At 69.6% G+C, this 24,505-nt stretch carries 29 protein-coding genes; 4 read left to right on the top strand and 25 right to left on the bottom strand.

Annotated features, from left to right (window positions below):
- Positions 1-51: 51 nt before the first annotated feature.
- Positions 52-987, bottom strand: a complete 936-nt coding sequence (locus tag LTL01_RS11840; RefSeq protein ID WP_236968709.1) for a tetratricopeptide repeat protein — start codon at positions 985-987, stop codon at positions 52-54.
- On the bottom strand, positions 984-2,852 hold the full coding sequence (locus tag LTL01_RS11835) for a DUF8094 domain-containing protein (protein ID WP_236968708.1): 1,869 nt from the start codon (positions 2,850-2,852) through the stop codon (positions 984-986). The genes LTL01_RS11840 and LTL01_RS11835 overlap by 4 nt, the downstream gene beginning before the upstream one ends.
- Before the next feature lie 174 nt (positions 2,853-3,026).
- On the opposite strand from LTL01_RS11835, the gene LTL01_RS11830 reads away from it, so the two are divergent.
- Positions 3,027-4,091: an AI-2E family transporter gene (locus LTL01_RS11830; protein WP_236968707.1), complete on the top strand. Its 1,065-nt coding sequence runs from the start codon at positions 3,027-3,029 to the stop codon at positions 4,089-4,091.
- A gap of 1 nt (position 4,092) precedes the next feature.
- On the opposite strand, the gene LTL01_RS11825 is transcribed toward LTL01_RS11830, so the two are convergent.
- The 9 genes from LTL01_RS11825 to rpsB all read right to left on the bottom strand — a co-directional run bounded on the left by LTL01_RS11825 (position 4,093) and on the right by rpsB (position 10,768).
- Positions 4,093-4,812, bottom strand: a complete 720-nt coding sequence (locus tag LTL01_RS11825; protein ID WP_236968706.1) for an alpha/beta hydrolase — start codon at positions 4,810-4,812, stop codon at positions 4,093-4,095.
- A gap of 1 nt (position 4,813) precedes the next feature.
- Positions 4,814-5,101, bottom strand: a complete 288-nt coding sequence (locus tag LTL01_RS11820) for an Rv1322 family protein (protein ID WP_236968705.1) — start codon at positions 5,099-5,101, stop codon at positions 4,814-4,816.
- Between the two features lie 4 nt (positions 5,102-5,105).
- Complete coding sequence (locus tag LTL01_RS11815; RefSeq protein ID WP_236968704.1) at positions 5,106-5,861, bottom strand: aggregation-promoting factor C-terminal-like domain-containing protein; 756 nt, start codon at positions 5,859-5,861, stop codon at positions 5,106-5,108.
- A gap of 53 nt (positions 5,862-5,914) precedes the next feature.
- A complete protein-coding gene (locus LTL01_RS11810; protein WP_053548314.1) occupies positions 5,915-6,469 on the bottom strand; it encodes a DivIVA domain-containing protein in 555 nt (184 codons plus the stop codon).
- Positions 6,466-7,506, bottom strand: coding sequence for a phosphatidate cytidylyltransferase (locus tag LTL01_RS11805; RefSeq protein ID WP_236968703.1), 1,041 nt, complete (start codon positions 7,504-7,506; stop codon positions 6,466-6,468). The genes LTL01_RS11810 and LTL01_RS11805 overlap by 4 nt, the downstream gene beginning before the upstream one ends.
- An 8-nt stretch (positions 7,507-7,514) precedes the next feature.
- Entirely contained in the window at positions 7,515-8,069 is a 555-nt protein-coding gene (gene frr / locus LTL01_RS11800) for a ribosome recycling factor (protein WP_053548316.1), read from the bottom strand.
- Positions 8,070-8,117: 48 nt separating this feature from the next.
- On the bottom strand, positions 8,118-8,837 hold the full coding sequence (gene pyrH, locus LTL01_RS11795; protein WP_053548317.1) for a UMP kinase: 720 nt from the start codon (positions 8,835-8,837) through the stop codon (positions 8,118-8,120).
- Positions 8,838-8,915: 78 nt separating this feature from the next.
- A complete protein-coding gene (gene tsf / locus LTL01_RS11790; protein ID WP_236968702.1) occupies positions 8,916-9,743 on the bottom strand; it encodes a translation elongation factor Ts in 828 nt (275 codons plus the stop codon).
- Positions 9,744-9,832: 89 nt separating this feature from the next.
- On the bottom strand, positions 9,833-10,768 hold the full coding sequence (gene rpsB, locus LTL01_RS11785) for a 30S ribosomal protein S2 (RefSeq protein ID WP_053548319.1): 936 nt from the start codon (positions 10,766-10,768) through the stop codon (positions 9,833-9,835).
- A gap of 286 nt (positions 10,769-11,054) precedes the next feature.
- Between rpsB and LTL01_RS11780 the strand changes: the two genes are divergently transcribed.
- Positions 11,055-11,579, top strand: coding sequence for a murein hydrolase activator EnvC family protein (locus tag LTL01_RS11780; protein WP_236968701.1), 525 nt, complete (start codon positions 11,055-11,057; stop codon positions 11,577-11,579).
- Positions 11,580-11,589: 10 nt separating this feature from the next.
- On the opposite strand, the gene LTL01_RS11775 is transcribed toward LTL01_RS11780, so the two are convergent.
- The 9 genes from LTL01_RS11775 to LTL01_RS11735 all read right to left on the bottom strand — a co-directional run bounded on the left by LTL01_RS11775 (position 11,590) and on the right by LTL01_RS11735 (position 18,712).
- The gene (locus LTL01_RS11775; RefSeq protein ID WP_053548454.1) at positions 11,590-12,492 is read right to left on the bottom strand and encodes a tyrosine recombinase XerC; all 903 of its coding nucleotides are present in this window, start codon (positions 12,490-12,492) and stop codon (positions 11,590-11,592) included.
- A 62-nt stretch (positions 12,493-12,554) separates the two neighbouring features.
- Positions 12,555-13,739 (bottom strand): DNA-processing protein DprA, encoded by a 1,185-nt coding sequence (gene dprA, locus LTL01_RS11770; RefSeq protein ID WP_236968700.1) that lies wholly within the window; start codon positions 13,737-13,739, stop codon positions 12,555-12,557.
- On the bottom strand, positions 13,736-15,262 hold the full coding sequence (locus tag LTL01_RS11765) for a YifB family Mg chelatase-like AAA ATPase (protein WP_053548322.1): 1,527 nt from the start codon (positions 15,260-15,262) through the stop codon (positions 13,736-13,738). Before LTL01_RS11765 ends, dprA begins: the two co-directional genes overlap by 4 nt.
- Positions 15,262-15,627, bottom strand: a complete 366-nt coding sequence (locus LTL01_RS11760) for a YraN family protein (protein WP_053548455.1) — start codon at positions 15,625-15,627, stop codon at positions 15,262-15,264. Before LTL01_RS11760 ends, LTL01_RS11765 begins: the two co-directional genes overlap by 1 nt.
- Before the next feature lie 101 nt (positions 15,628-15,728).
- A complete protein-coding gene (locus tag LTL01_RS11755) occupies positions 15,729-16,052 on the bottom strand; it encodes a DUF2469 family protein (RefSeq protein WP_053548323.1) in 324 nt (107 codons plus the stop codon).
- A 53-nt stretch (positions 16,053-16,105) separates the two neighbouring features.
- Complete coding sequence (rnhB, locus tag LTL01_RS11750) at positions 16,106-16,765, bottom strand: ribonuclease HII (protein ID WP_053548324.1); 660 nt, start codon at positions 16,763-16,765, stop codon at positions 16,106-16,108.
- Positions 16,762-17,541 carry a signal peptidase I gene (gene lepB / locus LTL01_RS11745; RefSeq protein WP_053548325.1) on the bottom strand — a complete coding sequence of 260 codons (780 nt, stop codon included), beginning with the start codon at positions 17,539-17,541 and terminating at the stop codon, positions 16,762-16,764. Before lepB ends, rnhB begins: the two co-directional genes overlap by 4 nt.
- Before the next feature lie 162 nt (positions 17,542-17,703).
- Entirely contained in the window at positions 17,704-18,051 is a 348-nt protein-coding gene (gene rplS / locus LTL01_RS11740) for a 50S ribosomal protein L19 (RefSeq protein ID WP_053548326.1), read from the bottom strand.
- A 154-nt stretch (positions 18,052-18,205) separates the two neighbouring features.
- The gene (locus tag LTL01_RS11735; protein ID WP_053548327.1) at positions 18,206-18,712 is read right to left on the bottom strand and encodes a hypothetical protein; all 507 of its coding nucleotides are present in this window, start codon (positions 18,710-18,712) and stop codon (positions 18,206-18,208) included.
- A gap of 118 nt (positions 18,713-18,830) precedes the next feature.
- Here LTL01_RS11735 and map point away from each other — a divergent pair, with 118 nt between their 5' ends.
- Positions 18,831-19,613, top strand: a complete 783-nt coding sequence (gene map, locus LTL01_RS11730; protein WP_053548328.1) for a type I methionyl aminopeptidase — start codon at positions 18,831-18,833, stop codon at positions 19,611-19,613.
- A gap of 19 nt (positions 19,614-19,632) precedes the next feature.
- On the opposite strand, the gene trmD is transcribed toward map, so the two are convergent.
- Genes trmD through rpsP form a run of 4 tightly spaced genes read right to left on the bottom strand, consistent with a single transcriptional unit; the run spans position 19,633 to position 21,566 of the window.
- Complete coding sequence (gene trmD, locus LTL01_RS11725) at positions 19,633-20,310, bottom strand: tRNA (guanosine(37)-N1)-methyltransferase TrmD (RefSeq protein WP_236968699.1); 678 nt, start codon at positions 20,308-20,310, stop codon at positions 19,633-19,635.
- A gap of 13 nt (positions 20,311-20,323) precedes the next feature.
- On the bottom strand, positions 20,324-20,920 hold the full coding sequence (rimM, locus tag LTL01_RS11720; RefSeq protein ID WP_372461344.1) for a ribosome maturation factor RimM: 597 nt from the start codon (positions 20,918-20,920) through the stop codon (positions 20,324-20,326).
- Positions 20,917-21,147: an RNA-binding protein gene (locus LTL01_RS11715; RefSeq protein ID WP_236968697.1), complete on the bottom strand. Its 231-nt coding sequence runs from the start codon at positions 21,145-21,147 to the stop codon at positions 20,917-20,919. The genes rimM and LTL01_RS11715 overlap by 4 nt, the downstream gene beginning before the upstream one ends.
- Positions 21,148-21,152: 5 nt before the next feature.
- Positions 21,153-21,566, bottom strand: a complete 414-nt coding sequence (rpsP, locus tag LTL01_RS11710) for a 30S ribosomal protein S16 (RefSeq protein ID WP_236968696.1) — start codon at positions 21,564-21,566, stop codon at positions 21,153-21,155.
- A 203-nt stretch (positions 21,567-21,769) separates the two neighbouring features.
- Here rpsP and LTL01_RS11705 point away from each other — a divergent pair, with 203 nt between their 5' ends.
- Positions 21,770-22,936, top strand: a complete 1,167-nt coding sequence (locus tag LTL01_RS11705) for a glutamate--cysteine ligase (protein ID WP_236968695.1) — start codon at positions 21,770-21,772, stop codon at positions 22,934-22,936.
- A gap of 11 nt (positions 22,937-22,947) precedes the next feature.
- On the opposite strand, the gene ffh is transcribed toward LTL01_RS11705, so the two are convergent.
- Entirely contained in the window at positions 22,948-24,498 is a 1,551-nt protein-coding gene (ffh, locus tag LTL01_RS11700; RefSeq protein WP_236968694.1) for a signal recognition particle protein, read from the bottom strand.
- Between the last annotated feature and the right edge of the window lie 7 nt (positions 24,499-24,505).

Genomic DNA, 24,505 nt, shown 5'->3' with positions numbered 1-24,505 from the left:
ACATGGTCCGGCAGCACCCCGCCTCCCCTCGGGCGGGGCGGGTGACCGCGATCAGAAGAGCAGCGACGCCAGCCGTCCGCGGGCGCGGAGCACGCGCGGGTCGGTGTCGCCCACCAGACCGAAGTACTCCAGCAGACGCTCGCGGAGCGGCCCGCGTTCCGCATCGGGAAGGGCCGCCATCAGATCGAGGAGACGCTCGAAGGCGTCATCGACGTGGCCACCCGTGACATCCAGATCCGCCACGAGCAACGCCGACGGAACGTCGGAGGGGTTCGCCGCGGCCGCCGATCGCGCCTCCGCGAGGTCGACACCCTGGACTCGGTCGAGCAGACGCACCTGCCCGAGTCCGGCCTGAGCGTCCGCGTCGCGAGGGTTCTCCGCCAGCGCCTTCTCGTACGCGGCGATGGCCCGCGCGTAGTCGCCCTCCTCGATCGCCGCGAAGGCCTCGGCGTGCAGCGGCGGAAGGGGGGCCTCCGCAGGCTCGGTCTCCGCCCCGTCGCCGTCCTCGCGGGGAACGGTGCCGGTCACCCCGTGCTGGGCAGCCAGCTGGAGAAGCTGGCCCAGCACCTCGCGGACCTGCTGCTCGGGAACCGCTCCGGTGAACAGAGGGACGGGCTGACCGCCCACGAGCCCGACGACCATCGGGATCGACTGGGCGCGGAACGCCTGCGCGAGCTGCGGATTGGCGTCCACGTCGACCTTCACCAGGACGACGCGCCCGTCGAGCTCCGTGACGACCTTCTCGATGACCGGGCTCAGCTGCTTGCAGGGCCCGCACCACTCCGCCCAGAGGTCGACGACGACGGGGACGGTTCGCGAGAGCTCGAGCACCTGCGAGAAGGTGTCATCGGTCGCGTCGAAGACGAGCGACGGCGCCGACGCGGATGCCGAGGTTGCGCCCGTTCCGGGGGTGGGGCGCGCTGCGGCCTGGCGGAGGGACGAGAGGTCCACGGCGCCGCGCAGGGCGGCTGGGGAGAGATCGGTCACGGGATCACCTTCGCTTCGAGGATGTCGGACGCGTAGCCGAGCAGACGGATCCGTTCGCTGGATCCCTGACCGGGCACGTAGAAGAAGATCTGATCGCTGAACGTCGTCTCGAACCCCGTTGCGGACTGGTCAGCCCCCGCGAGGGTTTGCACCGTGGCGTTGTTGTCCAGCTTGATGACCGCGTCTTCATTGGTGGGTCGGACCTCGTCGCTCTCCCGCACACTGACGGCGACGATCGCGCCGCTCTCCAGGGTCGCGAGGGCATAGGGCGCGAATGCGCCCTCGGTGGACGAGAACGTGAGGCTTCCGGTCGACGCAGCGGTCTGGTTGAACTCCTCCAGGCGGCGTGCACGGTCGGATGCGATGCTGGCTCGCAGCTGGTCGCCCTCCTCTTCGAAGACCTCGAAGAACTCGCTGTCCTCGCCGTTGTTGATGACGTCCGAGTAGGCGGCCGCCACCTCCTCGGGGGGCATGATCAGGAAGGGCGAGTCCGGCTGCACCTGCGGCGCTCCGACGTACGTGGGCGCGAGATCCGGCATCAGCGTGGAGGCTTCGAGGCTTCCCGCATAGGACAGCAGGAAGTCCGACCACGGATCCTTCTGCGTCAGCACCATGATGCTGGAGGTGTTGGACGATTCGTCATCGGCGACGGCGAGGAAGGACCGTGGCCACCCGTCGAACGCTTGGGGCAGGATGATCTCGAGCGAGCCCGAGACGATGGGAGCGGGCGCGGCGTAGTCGGGGATCGCCCCGCGCAATGTGTAATTGGTCGCGCGAGCAGCGAGCATCGCCCCGTCCAGGCGCGTGGCGGCGAGATCCAGGTCGAGCGCTGCATCGGCCTCGCCGACGGTGTCGGCCACGCGCTCCACGATGGTCTCAGCCTGGTCACGGGTGACCGCCGGCTGCTGCTGGCCCTCCGGTGCGATGACCGTCTGCGTCGGCGTCGGAGTGGGCGACGCGCCGAGCTGCGGCCACGCGTCTGCGGAGCATCCGGCGAGAAGCAGGACGGAGACGCCGAGCGCGGGGACGGCGAGGATCGGCCGGCGACCTCGTGAGAGCGCACGCCTCACGCCACCGGCGCTGATGACCCCCTTGCGCGAAGCGCTGTTCGAAAGATCGATGGGCTCCGTCACCGGGACGGGGAGCCCCTTGCGACGCGGACCCTTCGAGCGGCGGATGTGTCGGATCGCGAGGAAGTACAGCCAGACGCCGACCGCCATGACGATCGCGCCGCCGACGATGAGGGGACCGGCCCACGGCGTGCGATTGGTGATCGGCCACGTGACCGACAGCTTCGTCGGCGCAGCGGACTCGCCGTCGGCCGCGAGGAGCACGGAGAGGTCTTCCGGGATCTGGAGGGGGGTGACCAGGTTGTCTGTCTGCTCGTACTCGGCCAACCACAGGTCCGACCCGCGGGGATCGCGGCTCGCGGCCGTCGGATCAGGACCTTCGGCGCCCGCCGCGTCCTCCTCGGTCGTCGCCTCGGGAGTCGCGCTCGCGTCGTCGCCGGCCGGCGCGTCCTCCCCCGGCTCCGCCGTGATCGCGGGTTCGATGTCGGTGGTGATGAGTGCGCCTTCGTCTCCGACGGTGACGGCCGTGTATGCGGTGTCGGAGAGCCAGGCCTGCATGTCCGTCGTCCGCCCATAGGCGGCGAAGATCTCCCCCTCGCCGTCGGCGCGGAGCGTCTGCGCACCGGGATACATGTTCATGACGGCACCGTCGACGAGCACATAACGGGCGTCGCTGTCGATCACGGCGCCGGCACTCTGCGTCGTCGGCCCCTGGAAGACGGTGCGCTGAGCGATCCCGGCGCCGATCATCAGCGCCGCGAGGACGAAGGCCGCGACGGCCCACACGAAACGCACGGAGAAATCCTTCCCGAGCCGGCCCATGGGTCATCGGGCGACGGACTCGACGTTTCAGAGTAGCGAAATCGACCTGAAAGCGCCCCGGGAGCGCCCAATGCCCGTGTGTGCGGCATCCCCTGCGTATCCTGACCACACGCGTCTGCGCGACGCCGTTCGAACCCTGGAGTCTCCATGAAGGTGCACAACCCGTTCCGCGTGGCGTTCGTCGCGACTCTCGGGGTCGGATTGGGGCTTCTGTTCATCGGCAGCATCCAGACGCTGTCCACGATCCTCCTCTACGTCGGCACCGCCCTCTTCCTGTCGCTCGGCCTCGACCCGCTGGTCGGCTGGCTCGAGCGGCGCGGGCTGCCCCGCTGGGCGGCCGTCCTGGTGACGATCCTCGGAGTCCTGGCCGCATTCGCCGGGGTCATCCTCATCGTCGTCCCCGTGATCGTCGGACAGATCGCGCAGCTGATCGCCCAGGTGCAATCCGTGGTGGAGCGCGCGGATTGGGACCCGATCACCGATGTGCGCGAGTGGATGGCGGCCTCCTTCCCCGCGCTCGACGTCGATCGCGTTCTGGCATACGTGCAGGAGTGGGTCGACTCCCTCGATCTCGGCGCCATCGGTAGCGAGATCGGTGGCGGGATCTTCGTCGTCGGCGGCGCCGTCATCGCCGGCCTCGCGGGAGCCTTCATCGTTCTGATCCTGACCATCTACTTCACCGCCTCCACGCCGAGTCTCAAGCGTGCCGTGTATCAGCTGGTCCCCGCCTCCAAGCGAGCCCGCGTGATCGATCTCGGTGAGCAGATCACGGACTCCGTCGGCTACTTCGTCATCGGGCAGGGAAGCCTCGGGGTGATCAACGGCGTCCTGAGCATGATCTTCCTCAGCATCATCCAGGCACCGTTCCCCGCCGTGCTCGCTGTGATCGCCCTCTTCTTCTCGCTGATCCCGCTGGTCGGCACCCTTACCGGCTCGACGATCATCGTGCTGATCTGCCTCGGTCTCGGGTCTCCGACGACCGCGATCGTGGCGGCGATCTACTACCTGATCTACATGCAGCTCGAGGCGTACGTCATCGCCCCGCGGATCATGGGCCGCGCCGTTTCCGTCCCCGGCGCGGTCGTGGTGATCGCCGCATTGGCCGGCGGTTCGCTTCTCGGACTTCTCGGCGCCCTCGTCGCGATCCCGATCGCGGCCAGCATCCTGATCATCTACCGCCAGGTGGTCATCCCCCGCCAGAACGAGCGGTGACTCAGGCGGTGCCGTCCGACCACTCGGTGGCGAGCGGCAGCGCACCCGGGTTCACTGCCGCCACGATCTCCGTGAGGACCCGGCGGGTCTGGTTCTCCCCGACCCACAGGTGCTTGCCCCCCTCGACGGCGATGAGCGCAGCGGCGGGAACCGACGCGAACCGCTCCCGTGCTTCGTCCGGTCGCAGGTAGTCGTCGAACTCGGGGACGAGGATGACGAGCGGTCGCGGATCTCCGGCCCAGGCGGCGACGTCCTCGTCGGTCGCGCGGTGCAGCGGCGGCGACAGCAGGATGGCGCCGTCGATCGCATGATCGCGCCCGTACTTCAGCACCAGTTCCGTTCCGAACGACCACCCCACCAACCAGGGGTTCGGGAGGGATCGCGTCGCGACGAAATCCATCGCGGCGGCGACGTCGAACGCTTCGTTGCGGCCGCCGTCGAAAGCACCCTCGCTGGTCCCTCGTGGGGAGGTCGTGCCGCGGGTGTTGAACCGCAGCACGGCGAGGTCGGCGAGGGCGGGCAGACGACCGGCAGCTTTCCGGAAGATGTGGGAGTCCATGAACCCGCCCGCGGTGGGGAGCGGATGACAGGTCACCAGGGTGGCGACCGGGTCCCGGTCGTGCGGAACGGCGAGTTCGCCGACCAGGGTCAGACCGTCGATCGTCTGCAGTTCGATGTCCTCCCGGCGCGCGGGCAGGAGCATCGGTCCACGGATCTCCATCTCAGTTGATCCTCCAGCAGTGCGTGTGCCAGTGTCGGCGACCCGCCAGGTCGGCGGAGTCCCCCAGAATGCCCGATGCCCGCCACACGACGACGTGCGCCGTCCCGGGGGCGATGTCGTTCGGGCATGCGGGACAGACGTACGTCTTCTGCGCCTGCGCCGCCGCGATCGGCTGCACCGTCCACTCGACGCCCCGTTTGATCTCGGTGCGCTTGAAGCCCGCCAGCAGGCGGGCGAAGGAATCGTCGTCGCCGGCGGGCTCGGGGCGGCGACGGTGGGAACGTGGCATGGGGTCAGTACCACCCGACGCTCTGCGAGTGCCCCCAGGCCCCGCACGGCGCGCCGTAGCGGGCGCCGATGTAGCCGAGGCCCCAGGTGATCTGCGTCGCCGGATTGGTCTCCCAATCGGCGCCGGCGGAGGCCATCTTGTCGCCGGGGAGCGACTGAGGGATGCCGTACGCCCCGCTCGAAGCGTTGTAGGCGTTCACGCGCCACCCGGACTCGCGGTTCCAGAGGGCCACCAGGCACGCGAACTCGTCGTCGTTCCAGCCGCGCGCGATGACCATGTCGTACGCGATCGCTTGGGCCGAACCCGGATCGGGCGTGACGAACGGCGGCTGCCAGGCGGCCGACTCCACCGCCGGCGGGTCTGCGCTCTCGACGGGCGATTCCGGCTCGGGCTCGGGCGTCGGGGTGGGCGTGACGTAGACGGTGTAGTTCCCGCGATCCAGCACGGCGGGCTCGGCCGCGGCGTCGCCGCCGCTCTCCGCGGAGATCTGCGCGTCGGCCAGGGAGCTCGCGTAGAGGCTCACCGTCGAGATCGCGGTGACCGAGGGGGCCTCGGCGACCGCGAGACCGGCAGGCCCTATGGAGGCGGCTGCGAATCCCGTGACCGCGACGACGCCGAACACCGCGAGCACGTCACGGCGGCGCGAGCGCCGAGGCGCAGAACGTGCCGTCGCTCGGGGCCGCACACTGGACGTCGGCGAGTCCGTGCGAGCCGCATCACGGTACGCGCGGCGCGTGGTCAGCTCGTCGGACGGGGTCACAATGGGCCGAGTCTACCGAGCGGTCACGGGCGCTGTCACCCCGGCGCGAAGCGTCACGAGACGGCCAACATGACCTCGACGACCGCGTCGAGAACAGCGTCGACCTGGCCTTCGTGGTAGCCGCCGCGCTGCATGCGGAACGCCACCGAGCGCACCTGCTCGACGCTCACGGGAGAGCCGTCCTCGAGGTAGCGCGCGATCTTGTCCGCGACCAGGTCGACCTCGTCCACCCGGTAGCCGTAGCGCAGGAGTCCGACGCGGCGGAAGCGATGCCCGCGCGGACGCGCGAGCCGGTCGAGCACGACCTGTGCAGTCTCCCGCGTGCGGCCCACCCATCCCTCCACGCCGTCCGAGGAGAGCGCGGCTTCCCTCTCCCGCAGGGCGAAGGCGTCCTCGATCCGACCCAGGGCCGCGTCCACCGCCGCGATCGCGTATCCCTCGCGCACGAGGGGGAAGGCCACCGCCCGTACATCGGCGGAGCTCAATCCGGCGTCCGCCTGCTCGAAGGCGGCGCGCGCGCGGGCGAGGAACTCCTCTACGGCGACCTTGTCGTAGCCCCGGTCGCGGCCGCGCGTCTCGGGGAACATCGGGGAGGACGCGTCACTCATGCGATCACCACAGGGGAGAAGAGATAGTACAGAGCCAGTGCTGCCATCGCGGACGGGAGGATCGAGTCCAGCCGGTCGAGGACGCCGCCATGCCCCGGAAGCCACGAGCTCATGTCCTTGATGCCGAGATCCCGCTTGATCATGGATTCGCCGAGGTCGCCGGCGGTCGCCGTGCCCAGGATCACCAGGCCGACGACGATGCCGGCCCACCACGGCAGCGAGAGCAGGAAGATCGCCACGAGAACACCGGCGATCACGGCCGCCGCGGCCGCTCCCGCGAAACCCTCCCACGTCTTCTTGGGGCTGATCTTCGGCGCCATCGGGTGCCGTCCCCATGCCAGGCCGCTCGCGTACGCTCCGGTGTCCGCTGCCACCGCAATGATGACGAACGAGAGGATCCACCACTGCCCACCCTCCTGCCGGAGCAGAACCACGCCGAGGCTGGCGAAGAACGGGACGTAGAGCTGCACGAACGCGGAGACGAGAGCATCCGAGAGGATCGCCCCTCCGGGGCGCCCGTCGTCGGCGACCATCTGACGCAGGAGCCGCCATACGACGACGAACGCCACCGCGGCGAACACCGTCACCCAGTGCAGCCAGGGATCGAGGATCGCGGGCAGCAGCACCAGGACCGTGCCCGCGACCAGTTGTGGGACGAGGTCGACGCGGCGACCTGACGCGGACAGTGCGCGGGAGAACTCGAACACCCCGAGCAATGCGGCGCCGAGCGCGAAGACGAGGAAGAACCACTTCACGAAGAGCAGGGTCGTCAGGACCACCGCGCCGATCGCGAGGGCGATCACGATCGCCAGGATCAGATTGCGTCCGGTGCGCTGCTTGATCCGCTCGTTGGCCTCTTCGAATTCGGCCCGCGCGTGCGCGACGTGGCTGTCGAACTCGCTGCGTGCGGCGCGTACGTGGGCCTGGAACGCCGCCGAGGGCTCACCGGCCTCGCGGGCACGCGCAGCCTGCCGGCGGGACAGCGGCGGAGCGGGCTCCCCCGGCACCTCCGCGGCGCCACCCGAGCGATCGGACATGACGTGCGTCAGACTTCCAGGAGCTCTGCTTCTTTGCGCTTGAGCGCCTCGTCGATCGCGTCGACGTGGGCGCGCGTGAGCGCGTCCAGCTCCTTCTCGGCCCGGACGAGCTCGTCTTCTCCGACCTCGGACTTGAGTGCGTCGAGGTCGTCCTTCGCCTTACGGCGGATTCCGCGGACGTGCACCTTCGCGTCCTCGCCCTTGGTCCGCACGAGCTTGACGTACTCCTTGCGGCGCTCCTGGGTGAGCTCGGGCATCGTGACCCGGATGATGTTGCCGTCGTTGCCCGGATTGGCGCCGAGGTTCGGCGCGTCGCGGATCGCCTGCTCAATGGCCTTCAGCGCCGACTTGTCGTAAGGGGTGACGACGATCGTGCGGGCCTCGGGCGTGTTCAGTGAGGCCAACTGGGCCAGGGGCGTCGGCGACCCGTAGTAGTCGACCATCAGCTTCTGGAAGAGCTGCGGGTTCGCTCGACCCGTGCGAACAGTGGAGAAGTCCTCCTTCGCCGCTTCGACGGCGCGATCCATGCGCTCTCCGGTTTCAGCCAGGACGTCCGCGATCACAGTGTCTCCTTCGCGTTGGGGTCGGTTCAGTCTACTCAGCGGGGTGCGTCACGCCGTGACCAGCGTGCCGATGGAATCGCCGAGAAGCGCGCGCGTGACGTTCCCCGCGGGCTCCATGCCGAACACCCGCATGTCCATCTTGTTGTCCATGCAGAGGCTGAAGGCGGTGGAATCGACGACCTTCAGTCCACGCTGGAGCGCGTCAAGGTAGGTGATCCGGTCGATGCGGGTTGCGGACGCGTCCTTCTTCGGGTCGGCCGTGTAGACACCGTCGACGCCGTTCTTCGCCACCAGCACCTCGGACGCGCCGATCTCCAGAGCCCTCTGGGCGGCGACGGTGTCGGTCGAGAAGTAGGGCAGACCGGCTCCGGCGCCGAAGATCACGACGCGCCCCTTCTCCATGTGCCGTTCGGCGCGTCTCGGGATGTACGGCTCGGCGACCTGCGTCATCGAGATCGCGGACTGCACGCGTGTGGCCGCTCCCGCCTGCTCGAGGAAGTCCTGGAGGGCCAGCGCGTTCATCACGGTCCCCAGCATGCCCATGTAGTCGGCGCGACCACGGTCCATTCCGCGCTGGCTGAGCTCTGCGCCGCGGAAGAAGTTGCCTCCCCCCACGACGATGGCGACCTCGACCCGATCGACGGCTTCGGCGATCTCCCGCGCGATCTGACCGACCACATCGGGGTTCACGCCCAGCTGGCCTCCGCCGAACGCCTCGCCGGAAAGTTTCAACAGGACGCGGCGGCGCCCGGTGGACTCACTGATCAACGATCTTCCTCTCGTCTGACGACAACCTACGGCATGACAAGGGCCCGCATCGGCGAACGATGCGGGCCCTCAGGCGTCTCAGGCGCCGACCTTGAACCGGGCGAAGCCGGTGAGCGTCAGACCTGCGTCCTTGGCGACCTGGGCCACCGACAGCTTGTTGTCCTTGGCGTAGTCCTGGTCGAGGAGCGACACCTGCTTGAAGAACGCGTTGACACGGCCCTCGACGATCTTCGGGAGGGCGGCCTCCGGCTTGCCCTCGTTGCGGGAGATCTCGGTGACGATCTCGCGCTCCTTCTCGACATCGGCCTCGGGGACCTCGTCGCGGGAGAGGTAGCTCGGGTTCGCGAACGAGATGTGCTGCGCGAGGCTCCGCGCGGTCTCCGCGTCATCGCCCGAATAGGCGAGCACCACGCCGACCTGCGGCGGCAGGTCCTTGCTGGTCTTGTGCAGGTAGATCTCGAACTTGTCGCCGGCGAGGGTCGCGACGCGCCGGAGCTCGACCTTCTCTCCGATGATCGCGGCCTCGTCGGAGATGAGCTGCGCGACGGTCGAAGAACCGGCGGGAGCGGCGAGAGCAGCCTCGGCGGAGTCGGCCTGCGCGGCGGCGGCGGCATTCAGGACCTGGTCGGCCAGCGCGATGAAGCGGTCGTTCTTGGCGACGAAGTCCGTCTCCGTGTTCAGCTCGATGATCGTGACCTTGCCCTCGAGCTCCTTGGCCGCGACGAGACCTTCCGAGGTGGACCGGTCGGCGCGCTTGGCGTTGCCCTTCGCACCCTTGAGGCGCAGGATCTCGACGGCCTTCTCGAGGTCGCCGTCGGCCTCCTCGAGCGCCTTCTTGGTGTCGACCATGCCGGTGCCGAGCTGCTCACGCAGCGTCTTGATGTCGGCGATCGTGAAGTTTGCCATGGGTGGCGGCTCCTTGTTTGGTGACGGTGTCAGATGCCGCGGCGGGGCGTCGTGAAGACGCTCCCGCCGCGGCGAAGGGATGAAAGTGCTTACTTGGCCGCTTCGGCGTCGGTCGCGGCCTCTGCGCCCGCGGCGTCGGCCGACGACTCGGTCGCGGCCTCGCCCTCGACGGCCTGTTCGTCGGCGACGGCCTCGTCAGCGGCCTTCTCGGCCTCGGCGACATCGGCGACAGCCTCGGTGGAAGCCGAGGACTGCTCCGGCGCGCCCTGCTCGAGCAGCTCGCGCTCCCACTCGGCGAGCGGCTCTGCGGCCTGCTCCGCCTCGCCGGCGGGCTGGTGACGCTGGATGAGCCCCTCGGCGGCGGCGTCGGCGATGATGCGGGTGAGGAGGCTCACCGAGCGGATCGCGTCGTCGTTGCCGGGGATCGGGTACTGGAACTCGTCGGGGTCGGCGTTGGTGTCCAGAATGCCGATGACGGGGATGCCGAGCTTCGTCGCCTCGTTCACGGCGAGGTGCTCGCGCTTGGCGTCCACGACCCAGATCGCCGACGGCGTCTTGGTCATGTTGCGGATACCACCGAGGGACTTGTGGAGCTTGTCCAGCTCGCGCTTCTTCAGCAGGAGCTCCTTCTTGGTGAAGCCGCTCTCCGCCGGGTTGTCGTAGTCGAGCTCCTCGAGCTCCTTCATCCGGGCGAGACGCTTGGACACGGTCTGGAAGTTGGTCAGCAGACCACCGAGCCAGCGCTGGTTGACGTAGGGCTGTCCCACGCGCGTCGCCTGCTCGGCGAGGATCTCCTGAGCCTGCTTCTTGGTACCGACGAAGAGGATGGTGCCGCCGTGCGCGACGGTCTCCTTCACGAACTCGTAGGCCTTGTCGATGTAGCTCAGCGACTGCTGGAGATCGATGATGTGGATGCCGCTGCGCTCGGTCAGGATGAAGCGCTTGACTTTCGGGTTCCACCGGCGGGTCTGGTGTCCGAAGTGAACGCCGCTGTCGAGCAGCTGGCGGATGGTGACGACGGCCATGGCCGTACTCCTTGTCTGGGCGTTGTCGCCCCTTGCGGTTGTTTCGCACCGAGCCGGTGGCCGGTGTCCCTGGTGCCCGGCGCACTCCCACCCCGTGAAGGGACCGAGGGGAGGAACGCCACGTGCGGCAGGCCGCACGTTCGGGCACGCGTAGTCATCCCGACGAGCGGGATGCGTCTGCCAGTGTATCAGTCGGCCCTCCTCCCCCACGGCGCACCGGGTCGACCTTTCCACCGAATCCGGCGGACGCCGTCGACGAGCGGATCCCGGGACGCAGACTGCTCACATGACCACCCGTGCGCTCCGCGCCGTCCTCGTGGCCGCCTCCGTCCTGCTGGGGCCGATGCCTGGAATGGGCGTGACGGATCCCGCTGACACCGACACCGCTGTTCCGGCACCTCCCGCCGGGTCATGGACGTGGCCGGTCTCCCCTGCCGCCCTCGTCCGCCCGTACGAACCGCCGGCCCACGCTTACGCACCAGGGCATCGAGGTGTCGACATCGGGTCGACGCCGGGGGCCCCCGTCCGTGCGCCGGCGGCGGGCATGGTCGTCTTCGCCGGCCGGGTCGTGGATCGCCCGGTCATCTCGATCGACCACGGCGGCGGTGTGGTGAGCTCGATGGAGCCGATCGACCCGACGGTCGAGGTGGGCGATGTCGTCGACGCCGGTTCGCGGATCGGATCCGTCACTCCCGACGGTCACGGAGCACCCGGACGGCTCCACCTCGGCATCCGCATGCACGGCGCGTACGTGGACCCGCTTTCTCTGCTGTCCTCCCCCGCGCGGGCCGTACTCCTCCCGTGCTGTTGACGCAGGGGCCTCACGCCCGCGGGTGGGCGCGGCGATAGCTCGCGTGCAACCGCTCGGTCGATACGTGCGTGTAGATCTGCGTCGTGCCGAGGCTGGCGTGCCCCAGCATCTCCTGCACCGCGCGCAGGTCGGCCCCGCCGTCGAGCAGATGGGTGGCCGCCGAGTGGCGGAGCGCGTGCGGGCCGGCGGTCCGCCCGATCTCGTGGCCGAGGAGCCGCGACACCACGTCGTACGCCGAGCGGGTGTTCAACCGTGCCCCCCGCGCCCCCAGGAACAGCGCGGAGCCCGCGGCTCCCGCGCCGCGTTCCGCCAGCGCGGGGCGACCCCGCACCAGGTAGGCGGCGAGGGCTTCCGCAGCGGCGTCGCCGTAGGGGACGACGCGGTCCTTCCCGCCCTTTCCCGTTACCCGGACCGTCTGTCGTCCGGCGTCCACGGCGTCCAGGTCGAGACCGCACGCCTCCGCGACCCGTAGCGCGGAGGCGTAGACCAGCTCGACGAGGGCGTGGTCGCGCAAGGCGATCGGATCTCCGCCCTCGGCTCGACGGGCGAGTTCGCCCAACACGCGACCCAGAGTGTCCGCCGCGGCGACCCGGGGCAGGGTGCGCCCTCTCCGCGGCGCGGTCAGCCGGAGGCTCGGGTCGGCGCCCGCACGCCCGGTCTCGACCGCCCACGCGAAGAATCCTCGGACCGACGCGATCCGACGGGCGAGCGTCGCGCGGGACGCTCCCCGTTGCGTGGCCGCCCAGAGCCAATCCCGCAGGTGGTCACGGGTGACGTCCGTGAGCGGCACCTGCGGGAGCGAGCGTTCGAGATCGACGAGATCGGAGCGGTACGCACGCAGCGTGGCATCGGCGACGCGGCGCACCGAGGAGAGATGGGCGAGATACTCCTCGACGGCGGCGTGCACCTGCATGAGGTCCACTATCGCCCACCGCGCGTACGCGGGTCCGACCGCCGCTCCGGAGGCACGCGGGTTCATCCACCCCGGAGCCAGCCGTTCAGGGTCCGACGTGCCCGGCCTTCCAGTTCCAGCATGCCCAGGCATCCCGTCACGTCGGCTTCGGCGAGACCCGTGTGCCGCGCTATCTCGGTGACGCTGCGCGGCGTGCGCGAGCTCAGGGCGTCCCGCACCCGTCGGGAATCGGTGTCGACGGACGTCGCGTCGGCAGTCGCGCGCTCCGACGACGGATCGGCGGGGAGGGCGCCGATCAGGTCCGCGACGTCGTCGACCCCGGTCACGCAGACCGCGTCGTACTCGCGGAGCAACCGATGACAGCCGGCCGACGCCGCGCTGGTGACCGGGCCGGGGACGGCACCGAGGGGACGGCCGAGTGCCGACGCGTGACCGGCGGTGTTCAGCGAGCCGCTCCGCCATCCGGCCTCGACCACGACGGTCGCCGCCGACAGAGCGGCGATGAGCCGATTCCGCTGGAGGAAGCGCCACCGTGTGGGTGCGGTGCCGCAGGGCACCTCGCTGATCACGACGCCCGTCGCCGCGATGTCGGCCAGCATCCCCGCATGCCCCGCCGGGTACGGGCGATCAGCACCGCCCGCGAGAAGGGCCATCGTGACGCCGCCCGCGCGGAGGACGGCACGGTGCGCCGCTCCGTCGATGCCGTACGCGCCGCCGGACACCACGGCGATGCCGCGCGCGACCAGGCCCGCTCCCAGCTCGATCGCGACATGTTCTCCGTAGGCCGTCGCGGCCCGGGCACCCACGATCGCGACCGCGGGACGGTCCGTGCCCAGCCGTGCGGGATCGCCGCGGACCCACAGCGCGAGCGGGCTGTGCACCCCGAGGTCGTCGACCGCTGACGGCCACAGCGGATCGCCCGGGACCAGCAGGTGGATGCCGTTTGTGCGCGCCGTCTGCAGCGCGGCGGCGATCGCGCCGCCGTCGATCCGGGGTCGCCACCGCTCCTGGGCGCGCGCCAACGTCCGCGCGTCGCCGATTCCGGACAGCAGACCGTCCTGCGTGATCATCTGCAGCGCCTCGACACGGCCCAGCGCTCGCACGATCGCCCCCGCCACACCGTCCCCCGGCTCGGCGATCACACTCCACGCGGCTGCCGCGTACCGATCGAGGGCGTCCGGGTCGTCGAGATCGTCAGCCCATTCACCCAGGGCGCTCCGCACGACGCGCAGATCGAGGCCGTTCATGCCGCGGCACCCCGCTTCAAGAACAGTGCGCGCCCGATATGGTCCGCGGCCAACCGGTCGTGCCCCTCGAGATCTGCGAGCGACCACGCGACCCTCAGCACGCGGTCGTACCCGCGGAGGGTCAGCGATCCTCGATGGAGTGCGGCATCCAGCGGGCGGCGCACGGCCGGATCCGGCGCATACGGCCCGTCCCTGAGCCAGGTGCCCGGTACTCGCGCGTTCAGGGTCCACGGGGTCCCGATCAGGCGCCGTCCCATCCGCGTCCGCGCCTCGGCCACGCGATCTCTGGCCTCCTGGGTCGTCATCGACGGCGGGAGCGCATCCCGCCGGGCCACCGCGACGCGCTGCACCGTCAGCTCGATGTCGATCCGGTCCAAGAGCGGCCCCGACAGGCGACCCAGATACCGGCGAACGGCCGACGGCGGACACGCGCACGATCCGCCGCGGATGCCGTAGTCGCCGCACGGACACGGGTTCGTGGCGAGGATCAGCTGGAATCGTGTGGGGAAGTCCGCGCGCCACCCGGCCCGATCGATGGAGATCATCCCACTCTCGAGGGGCTGGCGGAGGGCGTCGAGGGTCCCGCCGGGGAACTCGGCGGCCTCGTCGAGGAAGAGCACGCCCTCGGACGCCAGCGCGATCGCACCCGGCCGCATCGTCCGTGAGCCACCGCCCACCAAGGACGCGACGCTGGCGGAGTGATGCGGCGAGACAAACGGCGGCGTCCGATCGAGCGTCGCCACCCGCGCTCCGCTCAACGACGCGAGACTCGCCACGGCGAGAGCCGCGTCGTCATCGAGAGGCGGGAGAATGCCCGGAAGTCTCCTCGCCAGCATCGTCTTGCCCGCCCCGGGGGGTCCGCACATGAGGAGGTGGTGGCCGCCCGCCGCGGCCGTGACGAGCGCTTCCACCGCCTGGGGCTGCCCGAGGACGTCGGCGAGTTCTCCGGTGTCGGCGGGAACACGAGGGGTGGTCGTGCCCGGGACGGGCTCTTGATCGGGCACGACGACCTCCGCGCCGTGCCAGGAGGCGACCTGCGCCAGGTTGACGGCCCCGAGGACCTCCGCGCCCGGGACGAGCTCCGCTTCTTCCCGGTTCGCGGCGGGAACCACGATCCGACTCCGTCCGGCCCGCACCGCCGCGATCACGGCGGGAAGCACACCGGGGACGGGGCGCAAGCGGCCGTCGAGACCCAGCTCTCCGAGATGGACCGTGCGCGCCAGAGAGGCGGCATCCATGCCACCTTCCGTGGCCAGCGCGGCCACGGCGATCGCCACATCGAACCCCGCCCCTTGTTTGGGCAGCCCTGCGGGCGACAGATTCACCGTGATCCGGCGACGAGGCAGCGGAAGCTCGCTGTTGACGCACGCGTTGTGCACCCGTCGGGCCGCTTCGCTCAGCGAGCGATCGGGGAGTCCGATGATCTTGAACTCGGGCGTCTGCTCGCTCAAGTCGGCTTCCACCTCCACGCACTCCCCGTGAGCACCCACGATCGCCACCGCCCACGTCCGCGCGACGCCCATCAGATCTCCACGTCCCGGAGGTGCTCGAGCTCGGCGACGGAGGGGTCGCGTCCGGTCAGCCCGATCGCGTCGATGCGCAGCCGGCGCCCCCGGCACACGTCGGGGTGCGCTCCGATCCAGGCGATCCCGAGACGCCACAGTCGTGCCCGCTTCCGCGCGTCGATCGCCTCGAACGGATGCCCGAAGCCCCGTCCGCTCCGGGTCTTGACCTCGACGACGATGACGGCGTCGTCTCCCAGCGCCACGAGGTCGATCTCGCCCGCCGGAACACGCCAGTTCCGGTCCGCGATCGCGTATCCGAGGCTCTCGAGGTAGTGCCCGGCGCGGACCTCGCCCGCCCGTCCGATGTCGTCTTTTCTCGCCATACCGGCATCGTCCGGCACCGGGATCATCCGCCGCGGCACCTCACGGTCATCGGTGGAGTCCCCGGCGATGCCGTGGTACGCGGTCCCTCTGGGGAGGAGGGTCAGGTGTCGAGCGAGAGTTCCTCGGGAAGCTGGAAGTCCCGACGGGAGAGCTCCTCGACGTTGACGTCCTTGAACGTCAGGACGCGGACGGCCTTGACGAAGCGGTCGGCGCGATAGATGTCCCACACCCACACATCGGTCATGGAGATCTCGAAGTAGAAATCGTGCTCGGTGTCGCGCCTGACCACGTTGACGTCGTTGGCGAGGTAGAACCGTCGCTCGGTCTCCACGACGTACTGGAACTGCACGACGACATCGCGGTACTCGCGATAGAGGGCGAGTTCGAGTTCGCGGTCGTAGTCTTCGAAGACGTCGTCATCCATGGTGTCTCCATCCTAGGCGGGCGGCGGGCGCGCGCGTACGAGCCGTCTCCACCTCAGAACAGCGTCGGGCCGTCCCCCAGGCTCCACGAGCGGCGGTGGTGGACGCTCGCGCCGTGGGCGCGGAGTGCCGCGCGATGCGTGGCACTCGCGTAGCCCTTGTTCTCGTCCCATCCGTACAGAGGTGCGTCCTCGTGCATGGCGACCATCAGCGCGTCCCTCGCGACCTTCGCGATGACCGAGGCGGCGGCCGCGGACGCGCAATCCCGGTCCGCCTTCACCTGGGTGCGCACGCGAGCGGCGCTCCCGGGCGTGAGCGAGACGTAATCGTAATTGCCGTCGAGGAGGACGACCGCGTCATCGACGGCCGTCCCGTGCGCGCGGAGATCCGCGAGGGCGCGAGACGTCGCGAGCGACATCGCGCGCATGATCCCGATCTCGTCGATCTCCGCCGCGCTCGCCCAGCCCACCGCGCTGGCGCGCACCCAGTCGCCGGCCCGGCGTGCCACAGCCACCCGGTGCGCGGGCCGAACGAGCTTGGAATCACGAAGGCCCGTCGGTACGCGTCGACGCGCGTCGGCTGCGTCGATCGCGACCGCGCCCACCGCGACCGGCCCTGCGAGAGCACCACGGCCCACTTCGTCGCACGCGACGAGGATCGGGAACTCCTTGAGCAGGCGTCGCTCGAGGGAGAGGCGCGGCTCGACGACGGTCACCGCGGCGACGCCCCCGATGCCGGGGTGGGGTCGGGGACGCCCGCGAAGACGTCGTGATGGAAGTCGGAGAGCCCGAACCGGTCCAGCGGCCAGGTCACGAGGAACGCACGTCCGACGAGGTTGTCGATCGGAACGAACCCCTGCCCCGGCTGTTCGGTGTTGTAGCGGGAGTCCTTCGAGCGATTGCGATTGTCACCGAGCACCCACAGACTGTCGGCCGGCACGGTGACGTCGAAGTCGATCGCCGACGCCGGCTCTCCGGATCCGAGCTTGGTGTAGGTCGTCTCGTCGACGGGCACGCCGTTCACCTCGATCTGTCCGAGCGCGTTGCAGCAGACGACCTGGTCTCCCGGGAGTCCGATGATGCGCTTGACGAGGTGGTCGTCGCTGTCCGACGCGCTCAAGCCGACGAGGGACAGAACCCAGTCGACCGCTTCGACGAAAGGCGCGCGCGGCGGGGTGTTCGACGGGGGGAGCCAGCCGCCGGGATCTCGGAAGACCACGATGTCCCCCCGCTCGTAGTCACCGAAACGGGGGGTGATCTGATCGACCAGGATGCGGTCGCTCACCTGGAGCGTGTCCTCCATCGACCCCGACGGGATGTAGAACGAGCGCACGACGAATGTCTTGACGAGGAACGAGACGAGGATCGCGATCAAAATGATGACCACGACGTCGCGGAGGAAGCTCCACAGGCCGCGTCGGCGGGAACGCCGGGTTTGCGTCGCTGCGGATCCGGCGGCTGCCTCGTCGGCGACGGTGTTCTCGGTGGTCATTCGCGTCCTTCACCCGGCACGCCGGCGATCGGATGCCGCATCCAGGTTCGCACATCGCGCGTGCAACGATGACGGCGATGTCGGGGTTTCGGGGTGTGTTCACGGGCGGAGAAAGGCGAATGCCCCGGTGCACGCACCGGGGCATTCGTGGAATCGCGTCGCTCAGCGGTCGCGCTTCTCCTTGATCTTGGCCTTCTTGCCGCGCAGGGCGCGGAGGTAGTACAGCTTCGCGCGACGCACATCGCCTCGCGTGACGACCTCGATGTGGTCGATGACCGGGGAGTGCACGGGGAAGGTGCGCTCCACGCCCACCTGGAAGCTGATCTTGCGCACCGTGAAGGTCTCGCGCACGCCGTCGCCGGAGCGACCGATCACGATGCCCTGGAAGACCTGGATACGAGAGCGGTTGCCCTCGGTGATGTTCACGTGCACCTTGACGGTGTCGCCGGGCGCGAAGACGGGGATGTCCGACCGCAGCGAAGCTGCGTCGACGGAGTCGAGGATCTGCATGATCGTCTCTCTCTGCGGCCGCCACAGGTCGACCGCGGATGAAGGGGAAAGGGATGTCGTGTGCCCGGGGTCGATGACCGGATCACCGACGGGCTCCCCTGAGGCAGAACCGTTCGGGGCACAAATGAGTATTCTGCCACGGATCGGGCGCGGGTCAAAAGCGCCCGGGCCCGGGAGGCTCCTGCTGTTCGGAGACGACGATCACGTCAGGGGTCGTCTTCTCCGCCGCGGGCTGCTCGGTCGGCGGCAGGAACGCGATTCCTCCCCGGGCTCTCAGGACCGCTCCGGACGGCCGCGCCTCACGCCACAGTTGCCACAGGGACAGCCAGAAGACCGCCACTCCGGCGACGACGGCGAGGAAGAAGGCGAGTCCCCACCACTCCGGGCGGAAGAAGCCGAGCGAGACCACCAGCGCCTGCCAGGTGCCGACCCCGAGGACGTCCCACCATGAGACCGCGCGATCACCACGCACCGTCCCTCGCGCGCGGATCAGTGCCACGAGCACCAGCTGCCAGACGAAGACTCCCGGAACCGCGAGCACCAGCACCCACAGCAGCGCCCATCCACCGGCGTTGAAGACGCCCCAGCCGATGAGCAGCCAGAGCGGCAGAAGGAACGCGGCCGGCAGAAGCCACAGGAAGAATGCGCGCCGGAGCATCATCTTCTGATGCTACGCCCGTCACCGGAGGCTGCGACAGGCCGATGAGCACGCGTGGCATCCTCACAGCGAGCACCCACCCCCTCGGGCAGAATGGACCGAACGAAAGGGAGCTCCACACATGATCGAACTGCGCACTCCGGCCGAGATCGAGGCCATGCGCCCCGCAGGACGTTTCGTCGCGGAGACCCTGGCGACCCTTCGGGACGAGACGCGCGTCGGCACGAACCTCCTCAGCATCGACCGACGTGCGCACGACATGATCCGGCGCGCGGGCGCCACCTCCTGCTACATCGACTACCACCCGTCGTTCGGCGCGAGTCCGTTCGGGAAGGTGATCTGCACGTCCGTGAACGATGCGGTTCTGCACGGACTCCCTCATGACTACGTCCTCGCCGACGGCGATCTGGTGACTCTCGACTTCGCGGTATCCATCGACGGCTGGGTCGCGGACTCCGCCGTGTCGTTCATCGTCGGAACGCCGCGCGACGAGGATCTCGCCCTCATCGACACGACGGAGCGCGCCCTCGATGCGGCGATCGGGGCCGCCGTGGTCGGCAACCGGGTCGGGGACATCTCCCACGCCGTGGCCGAGGTCGCGCACGGCGACGGATACCGCATCAACACGGATTTCGGAGGTCACGGCGTCGGTCGCGAGATGCACGGAGATCCGCACGTGCCCAACGACGGCAAACCCGGACGGGGCTATCCTCTCCGCCCCGGCCTCGTCGTGGCACTCGAGCCGTGGTTCCTCCAGAGCACTGACAAGCTCATCACGGACCCCGACGGCTGGACCCTGCGCAGCGTGGACGGCTCGCGCGGCGCGCACGCCGAGCACACCGTGGCGATCACGGACGCGGGGCCGATCATCCTGACCGACCGCAGCTGGCTCGGAGTCCACTGAGCACGGCCCCGGTTCCGCCTCAGGGCAGCAGGTCCGGCCTGATGCTGCGCGTGCGCTCCACCGACTGGTCCGCGCGCCACTGCCTGATCGCGCCGTGGTTGCCGCTCATCAGCACGGGGGGCACGGCGAGGCCGCGCCACTGCGCGGGCTTGGTGTAGGCGGGTGCCTCGAGCAATCCGCCCTCGTGGGATTCCTCGACGATGCTCTCCGGGTTCCCGACCATCCCGGGGATCAGACGCGAGATCGCCTCGATCATGGCCATCGACGCGACTTCCCCGCCGTTCAGGACGTAGTCGCCGATGCTCACCGAGCGCACGCGGTGGTCGCGGGCGAAGTGCTCGCCCACCCGGTGGTCGATCCCCTCGTAGCGACCGCACGCGAAGACGAGATGCGATTCTGTCGCGAGCTCGCGCGCCATGGCCTGCGTGAACCGTTGGCCGGCGGGTGACGGGATCACGAGGATCGACGCGGGCTGGAGGAGAGCGTCGAGAGCCTCACCCCACGGCTCCGGCTTCATCACCATGCCCGCTCCACCGCCGTAGGGGGTGTCGTCGACCGTGCGATGCCGATCGTGCGTGAAATCCCGGAGATCGTGCACCCCGATGTCCAGGAGACCGCGTTCGCGCGCCTTGCCGACGAGGGAGACATCCAGCACGTCGAAAAAGGCCGGGAAGATGGTGACGACGTCCAGGCGCATGGAAGCAGGCCGCTCAGTCGGTGACGGCGGAGGCGCCCGCCTCGCCTGCGGCGCCGTCGTCTGCGAGCTCTTCGAACAGCCCGGGCGGCGGCGTGACGACGATGCGGCCGGACGCGATGTCGACCTCGGGGACGATCTGCGACACGAAGGGGACGAGGACCTCGTCGTCCGTACCGTGCGGTGTCACGACGAGGAGGTCATGGGCGGGCAGGTGATCGACACGAGCCACGCGCCCGATGACATCGCCGTCGCGCACGACGCTGAGCCCGACCAGCTGGTGGTCATACCATGCGTCGTCATCGCCGGAGGGCGCATCGATCGGCTGGTCGATCCACAGGATCGCCCGGACGAGGCCCTCGGCGGCGTCTCGGTCGTCGACCCCCTGGAAGAAGGCGACGGGGTGCGAGTTCATCCAGCGGAACTCCCGCACCGTGAGGGGCTTCCCGTGCCACGGCGAGGATTCGGGGACCTGCAGGGTGAACGTGGATCCCGGCGCGAAGCGGCCCTCGGGATCGTCCGTGTACAGCTCGAGCTTGAGGGCACCCTTGAGGCCGTGGGCCTTCACCAGGCGTCCGACCCGCAGCTGCGTCTTTTCGTCGGCCACGGTCAATCGTCCGCGACGTCGACGCGTACGCGGCGACCGTCCGCGAGTGCGCCCACGACCGTTCGCAGGGCTTTGGCGGTGCGGCCGCCGCGTCCGATCACGCGACCCCGGTCATCGGGGTGCACGTGGACCTCCAGCACATCGCCTCGCGGCGAGGAGTTGGAATCGATGCGCACGTCTTCCGGGTGATCGACGATCCCCTTGACGACGTGCTCGAGCGCGGCGGCCAGCAACGTCCTTACTCCGCTTCGGTCGAGGCGTCAGCCTCGGCGGCGTCGGCGGCGGGTGCGTCCGCCTTCTTCTCCGCCTTGGGCTTGACGACGGACTTCTTGGCGGCGTCCACGGAGAACTCCGGCTTGGGCTCGCGCGTCTTCACGGTGGACACGGCGTCCTTGTCGCCTTTGAAGCGACCCCAGTCGCCGGTGAGCTTGAGGATGGCCGCGACCTGCTCGGTCGGCTGCGCGCCGACGCCCAGCCAGTACTGCGCGCGCTCGGAGTCCACCTCGATGAACGAGGGCTCCTCGGTGGGGTGGTACTTGCCGATCTCTTCGATGACACGACCATCGCGCTTGGTGCGCGAGTCGGCGACGACGATGCGGTAGTAGGGCGCGCGGATCTTTCCGAGACGCTTGAGACGGATCTTGACAGCCACGATTCTCCTGAGTGTGGTGGAAGGAAGACGAACCGGTCGCCCGAACGCGTGGGGTGCACGCTGGGCGGAAGCTCTGGGGCGGTCCGCTCACCGGATAGAGGGTCGAGTGAGCGGTCCGACCCTTTATTCTGCCAGATGCCGGCGGATGCCGCGAACCGACCGGCGCTCCCGGCGTGACGCCGTCCGCGTGACAGACTGAGCGCGTGTCGGTCTCCTTCGCCCCTTCGGCGCGTTCCTCGGTGGGTCTCGAGTGGGAGCTCATGCTCGCCGACGGGGAATCGGGCGACCTGGTCCCCCGCGCCCCCACCATCCTCGAGGGGCTGGAGGAGGGGACGCGCGACGAGCGCTTCACCGTCACGGGCGAGCTGCTCACGAACACGATCGAGGTCACCAGCGGGGTCGGCTCCACGGTGGCGGAGGCCGTCGACGACATCGCCGAGGCCATCGCCGCCGTCCGGACGGTGACGGACCGGTCGGGCACCGAGCTCCTCTGCGCGGGAAGCCACCCGTTCGCCCAGTGGTACGAGCAGGAGGTCACCGACAAGACCCGCTACCAGAAGCTCATCCGCCGCACGCAATGGTGGGGACGCAACATGATGATCTGGGGTGTCCACGTGCATGTGGGCGTGGAGGATCCGGCCAAGGTCCTTCCGATCATCGCTTCCCTCACCCGCTTCCTCCCGCATCTTCAGGCACTGTCGGCGTCGAGCCCGTTCTGGGCGGGCGAGCGCACCGGGTACGCCTCCAACCGCGCGCTGGTGTTCCAGCAGCTGCCGACGGCGGGCCTGCCCTGGCCGATGACCGAGTGGTCCGAGTTCGAGAAGTACCTGGCGGACATGATCCGCACCGGCGTCATGGAGGACGTCAGCGAGGTCCGGTGGGACATCCGCCCCGCGCCGCGCTGGGGGACCATCGAGGTGCGCGCCTGCGACGGGATGTCGACCCTTCCGGAGCTCGCGGCCGTCGGCGCACTCGTGCAATGCCTCGTGGAACGGCTCTCGCGCAGCCTCGATCGCGGCGAGGAGCTTCCGGTCCTCCCCCCGTGGTTCGCGCGCGAGAACAAGTGGCGTGCCGCCCGCTACGGTCTCGACGCCCCCGTCATCATCGACGCGGCGGGCGCGCAGCGACCTGTCCGCGACCACGTCGCGGAGACCGTGGCGGGGCTGGAGGACATCGCCGTGCAGCTCGGCTGCTCCCGCGAGCTGCACGGCATCACGACCATCCTCGACGCGGGTGCGAGCTACGAGCGCCAGTTGCGTGTCGCGGACGCCGCTGACGGAGACCTCCGCCGCGTGGTCGAGCACCTCATCGCCGAATTCGGGGCCGGACCCACGCTGCGCGATCACCTGGCCCGCGACACGACGGGCTGACGCCCGGGCGGTCAGCCCTTTCCGAGCATCCTCTGCAGCTCCGCGAGGTCCTCCGCGCTCGGCTGGCCGGCGCCGCCGAGCCCGAAACCGGATCCGGTGGGTGTCGTCGTCGCCGCGATCCCGGCGTTCTCCGCCGCCCGCTTGGCGGGGTTCCCCGACCGCGAGCCCTTCGCCTTGGGCTGCTTGCCCCGCTTGCTGGAGGCGCCCGGGCGACCGGATCCCGGAACCGGTCCCATGCCCGGGATCGAGGGGACGCCTCCGCGTGCGACGGTCTTCATCATCTTCGCGGCCTGGTCGAAGCGCTGCACGAGCTGGTTCACGTCCGTCACGGTCATACCGGATCCGCGCGCAATGCGCAGACGACGGGATCCGTTCAGCACCTTGGGGTTGCGGCGCTCCCCCGGCGTCATGGACCGGATGATCGCCTCGGTCCGGTCGATCTCCCGCTCGTCGAAGTCCTCCAGCTGCTGCTTCATGGAGCCCATGCCGGGGAGCATCCCGAGCATCTTCTTCATCGAGCCCATCTTCTTCAGCTGCTGCATCTGCTCGAGGAAGTCCTCGAGCGTGAACTGCTCGGTCGCGAGCTTCTCGGCGACCTTCATCGCCTCGGCTTCGTCGAAAGCCTGCTGGGCCTGCTCGATGAGGGTCAGGATGTCGCCGAGGTCGAGGATGCGGCTCGCCATGCGATCCGGGTGGAAGGCCTCGACGTCCTCCAGGCCTTCGCCGGTGGACGCGAAGATGATCGGACGCCCGGTCACGCTCGCGACCGAGAGCGCGGCGCCGCCGCGTGCGTCGCCGTCGAGCTTGGACAGGACGACGCCGGTGAAGTCGACGCCGTCCTGGAAGGCCTTCGCCGTGTTCACGGCATCCTGACCGATCATGGCGTCGATGACGAAGAGGACCTCGTCCGGATCCGTCGCCCGCCGGATGTCGGATGCCTGCTTCATCAGCTCCGCGTCGACGCCGAGGCGACCGGCGGTGTCGATGATCACCACGTCGTGCTGCTGACGTCGGGCGACCTCGACGCCGTCGCGGGCCACGCGGACCGGATCGCCGATGCCGTTGCCCGGCTCGGGGGCGTAGACGGCGGCCCCGGCGCGCTCGGCGACGACCTGGAGCTGATTGACGGCGTTCGGGCGCTGGAGGTCGCAGGCGACGAGAAGGGGGGTGTGGCCGTCCTTCTCGAGCATCTTGGCGAGCTTGCCGGCGAAGGTCGTCTTCCCGGACCCCTGGAGGCCCGCGAGCATGATCACCGTCGGCGCGGTCTTGGCCATCTGCAGGCGACGCTGCTGACCGCCGAGGATCCCCACGAGTTCGTCGTTGACGATCTGGACGACCTGCTGCGCGGGGTTGAGTGCACGGTTGACCTCGTCCCCGAGCGCACGCTCGCGCACCTTGGCGGTGAACTCCTTGACGACGGGAAGAGCGACGTCGGCGTCGAGCAGAGCCCGACGGATCTCGCGTACGGTGCCGTCGACATCGGCCGCGGTGAGCTTGCCCTTCGTGCGCAGATTGCGCAGGGTCTCGGTGAGCCGGTCGGAGAGTGTGCCGAAAGTCGCCATGATCCCC

Origin of the sequence: Microbacterium aurantiacum, from assembly GCF_021654035.1 — a bacterium.
GTDB classification, from domain to species: Bacteria; Actinomycetota; Actinomycetes; order Actinomycetales; family Microbacteriaceae; genus Microbacterium; species Microbacterium aurantiacum.
Note: the sequence above shows the minus strand (reverse complement) of the source record. Positions and strands in the feature narration are given on the sequence as shown.

Excerpts from the sequence above, each read along its gene's own strand:
- LTL01_RS11825 (WP_236968706.1), bottom strand. The coding sequence starts at position 4,812 with ATGGAGATCCGTGGACCGATGCTCCTGCCCGCGCGCCGGGAGGACATC.
- LTL01_RS11775 (WP_053548454.1), bottom strand. The coding sequence starts at position 12,492 with ATGCAGGTGCACGCCGCCGTCGAGGAGTATCTCGCCCATCTCTCCTCG.
- LTL01_RS11780 (WP_236968701.1), top strand. The coding sequence starts at position 11,055 with ATGACCACCCGTGCGCTCCGCGCCGTCCTCGTGGCCGCCTCCGTCCTG.
- LTL01_RS11755 (WP_053548323.1), bottom strand. The coding sequence starts at position 16,052 with ATGGATGACGACGTCTTCGAAGACTACGACCGCGAACTCGAACTCGCC.
- map (WP_053548328.1), top strand. The coding sequence starts at position 18,831 with ATGATCGAACTGCGCACTCCGGCCGAGATCGAGGCCATGCGCCCCGCA.
- rpsB (WP_053548319.1), bottom strand. The coding sequence starts at position 10,768 with ATGGCCGTCGTCACCATCCGCCAGCTGCTCGACAGCGGCGTTCACTTC.
- LTL01_RS11765 (WP_053548322.1), bottom strand. The coding sequence starts at position 15,262 with ATGGGCGTCGCGCGGACGTGGGCGGTGGCGATCGTGGGTGCTCACGGG.
- LTL01_RS11760 (WP_053548455.1), bottom strand. The coding sequence starts at position 15,627 with ATGGCGAGAAAAGACGACATCGGACGGGCGGGCGAGGTCCGCGCCGGG.
- LTL01_RS11810 (WP_053548314.1), bottom strand. The coding sequence starts at position 6,469 with ATGAGTGACGCGTCCTCCCCGATGTTCCCCGAGACGCGCGGCCGCGAC.
- tsf (WP_236968702.1), bottom strand. The coding sequence starts at position 9,743 with ATGGCAAACTTCACGATCGCCGACATCAAGACGCTGCGTGAGCAGCTC.
- LTL01_RS11820 (WP_236968705.1), bottom strand. The coding sequence starts at position 5,101 with ATGCCACGTTCCCACCGTCGCCGCCCCGAGCCCGCCGGCGACGACGAT.
- LTL01_RS11830 (WP_236968707.1), top strand. The coding sequence starts at position 3,027 with ATGAAGGTGCACAACCCGTTCCGCGTGGCGTTCGTCGCGACTCTCGGG.
- rplS (WP_053548326.1), bottom strand. The coding sequence starts at position 18,051 with ATGCAGATCCTCGACTCCGTCGACGCAGCTTCGCTGCGGTCGGACATC.
- LTL01_RS11735 (WP_053548327.1), bottom strand. The coding sequence starts at position 18,712 with ATGATGCTCCGGCGCGCATTCTTCCTGTGGCTTCTGCCGGCCGCGTTC.
- trmD (WP_236968699.1), bottom strand. The coding sequence starts at position 20,310 with ATGCGCCTGGACGTCGTCACCATCTTCCCGGCCTTTTTCGACGTGCTG.
- LTL01_RS11805 (WP_236968703.1), bottom strand. The coding sequence starts at position 7,506 with ATGTCCGATCGCTCGGGTGGCGCCGCGGAGGTGCCGGGGGAGCCCGCT.
- ffh (WP_236968694.1), bottom strand. The coding sequence starts at position 24,498 with ATGGCGACTTTCGGCACACTCTCCGACCGGCTCACCGAGACCCTGCGC.
- lepB (WP_053548325.1), bottom strand. The coding sequence starts at position 17,541 with ATGACCACCGAGAACACCGTCGCCGACGAGGCAGCCGCCGGATCCGCA.
- dprA (WP_236968700.1), bottom strand. The coding sequence starts at position 13,739 with ATGAACGGCCTCGATCTGCGCGTCGTGCGGAGCGCCCTGGGTGAATGG.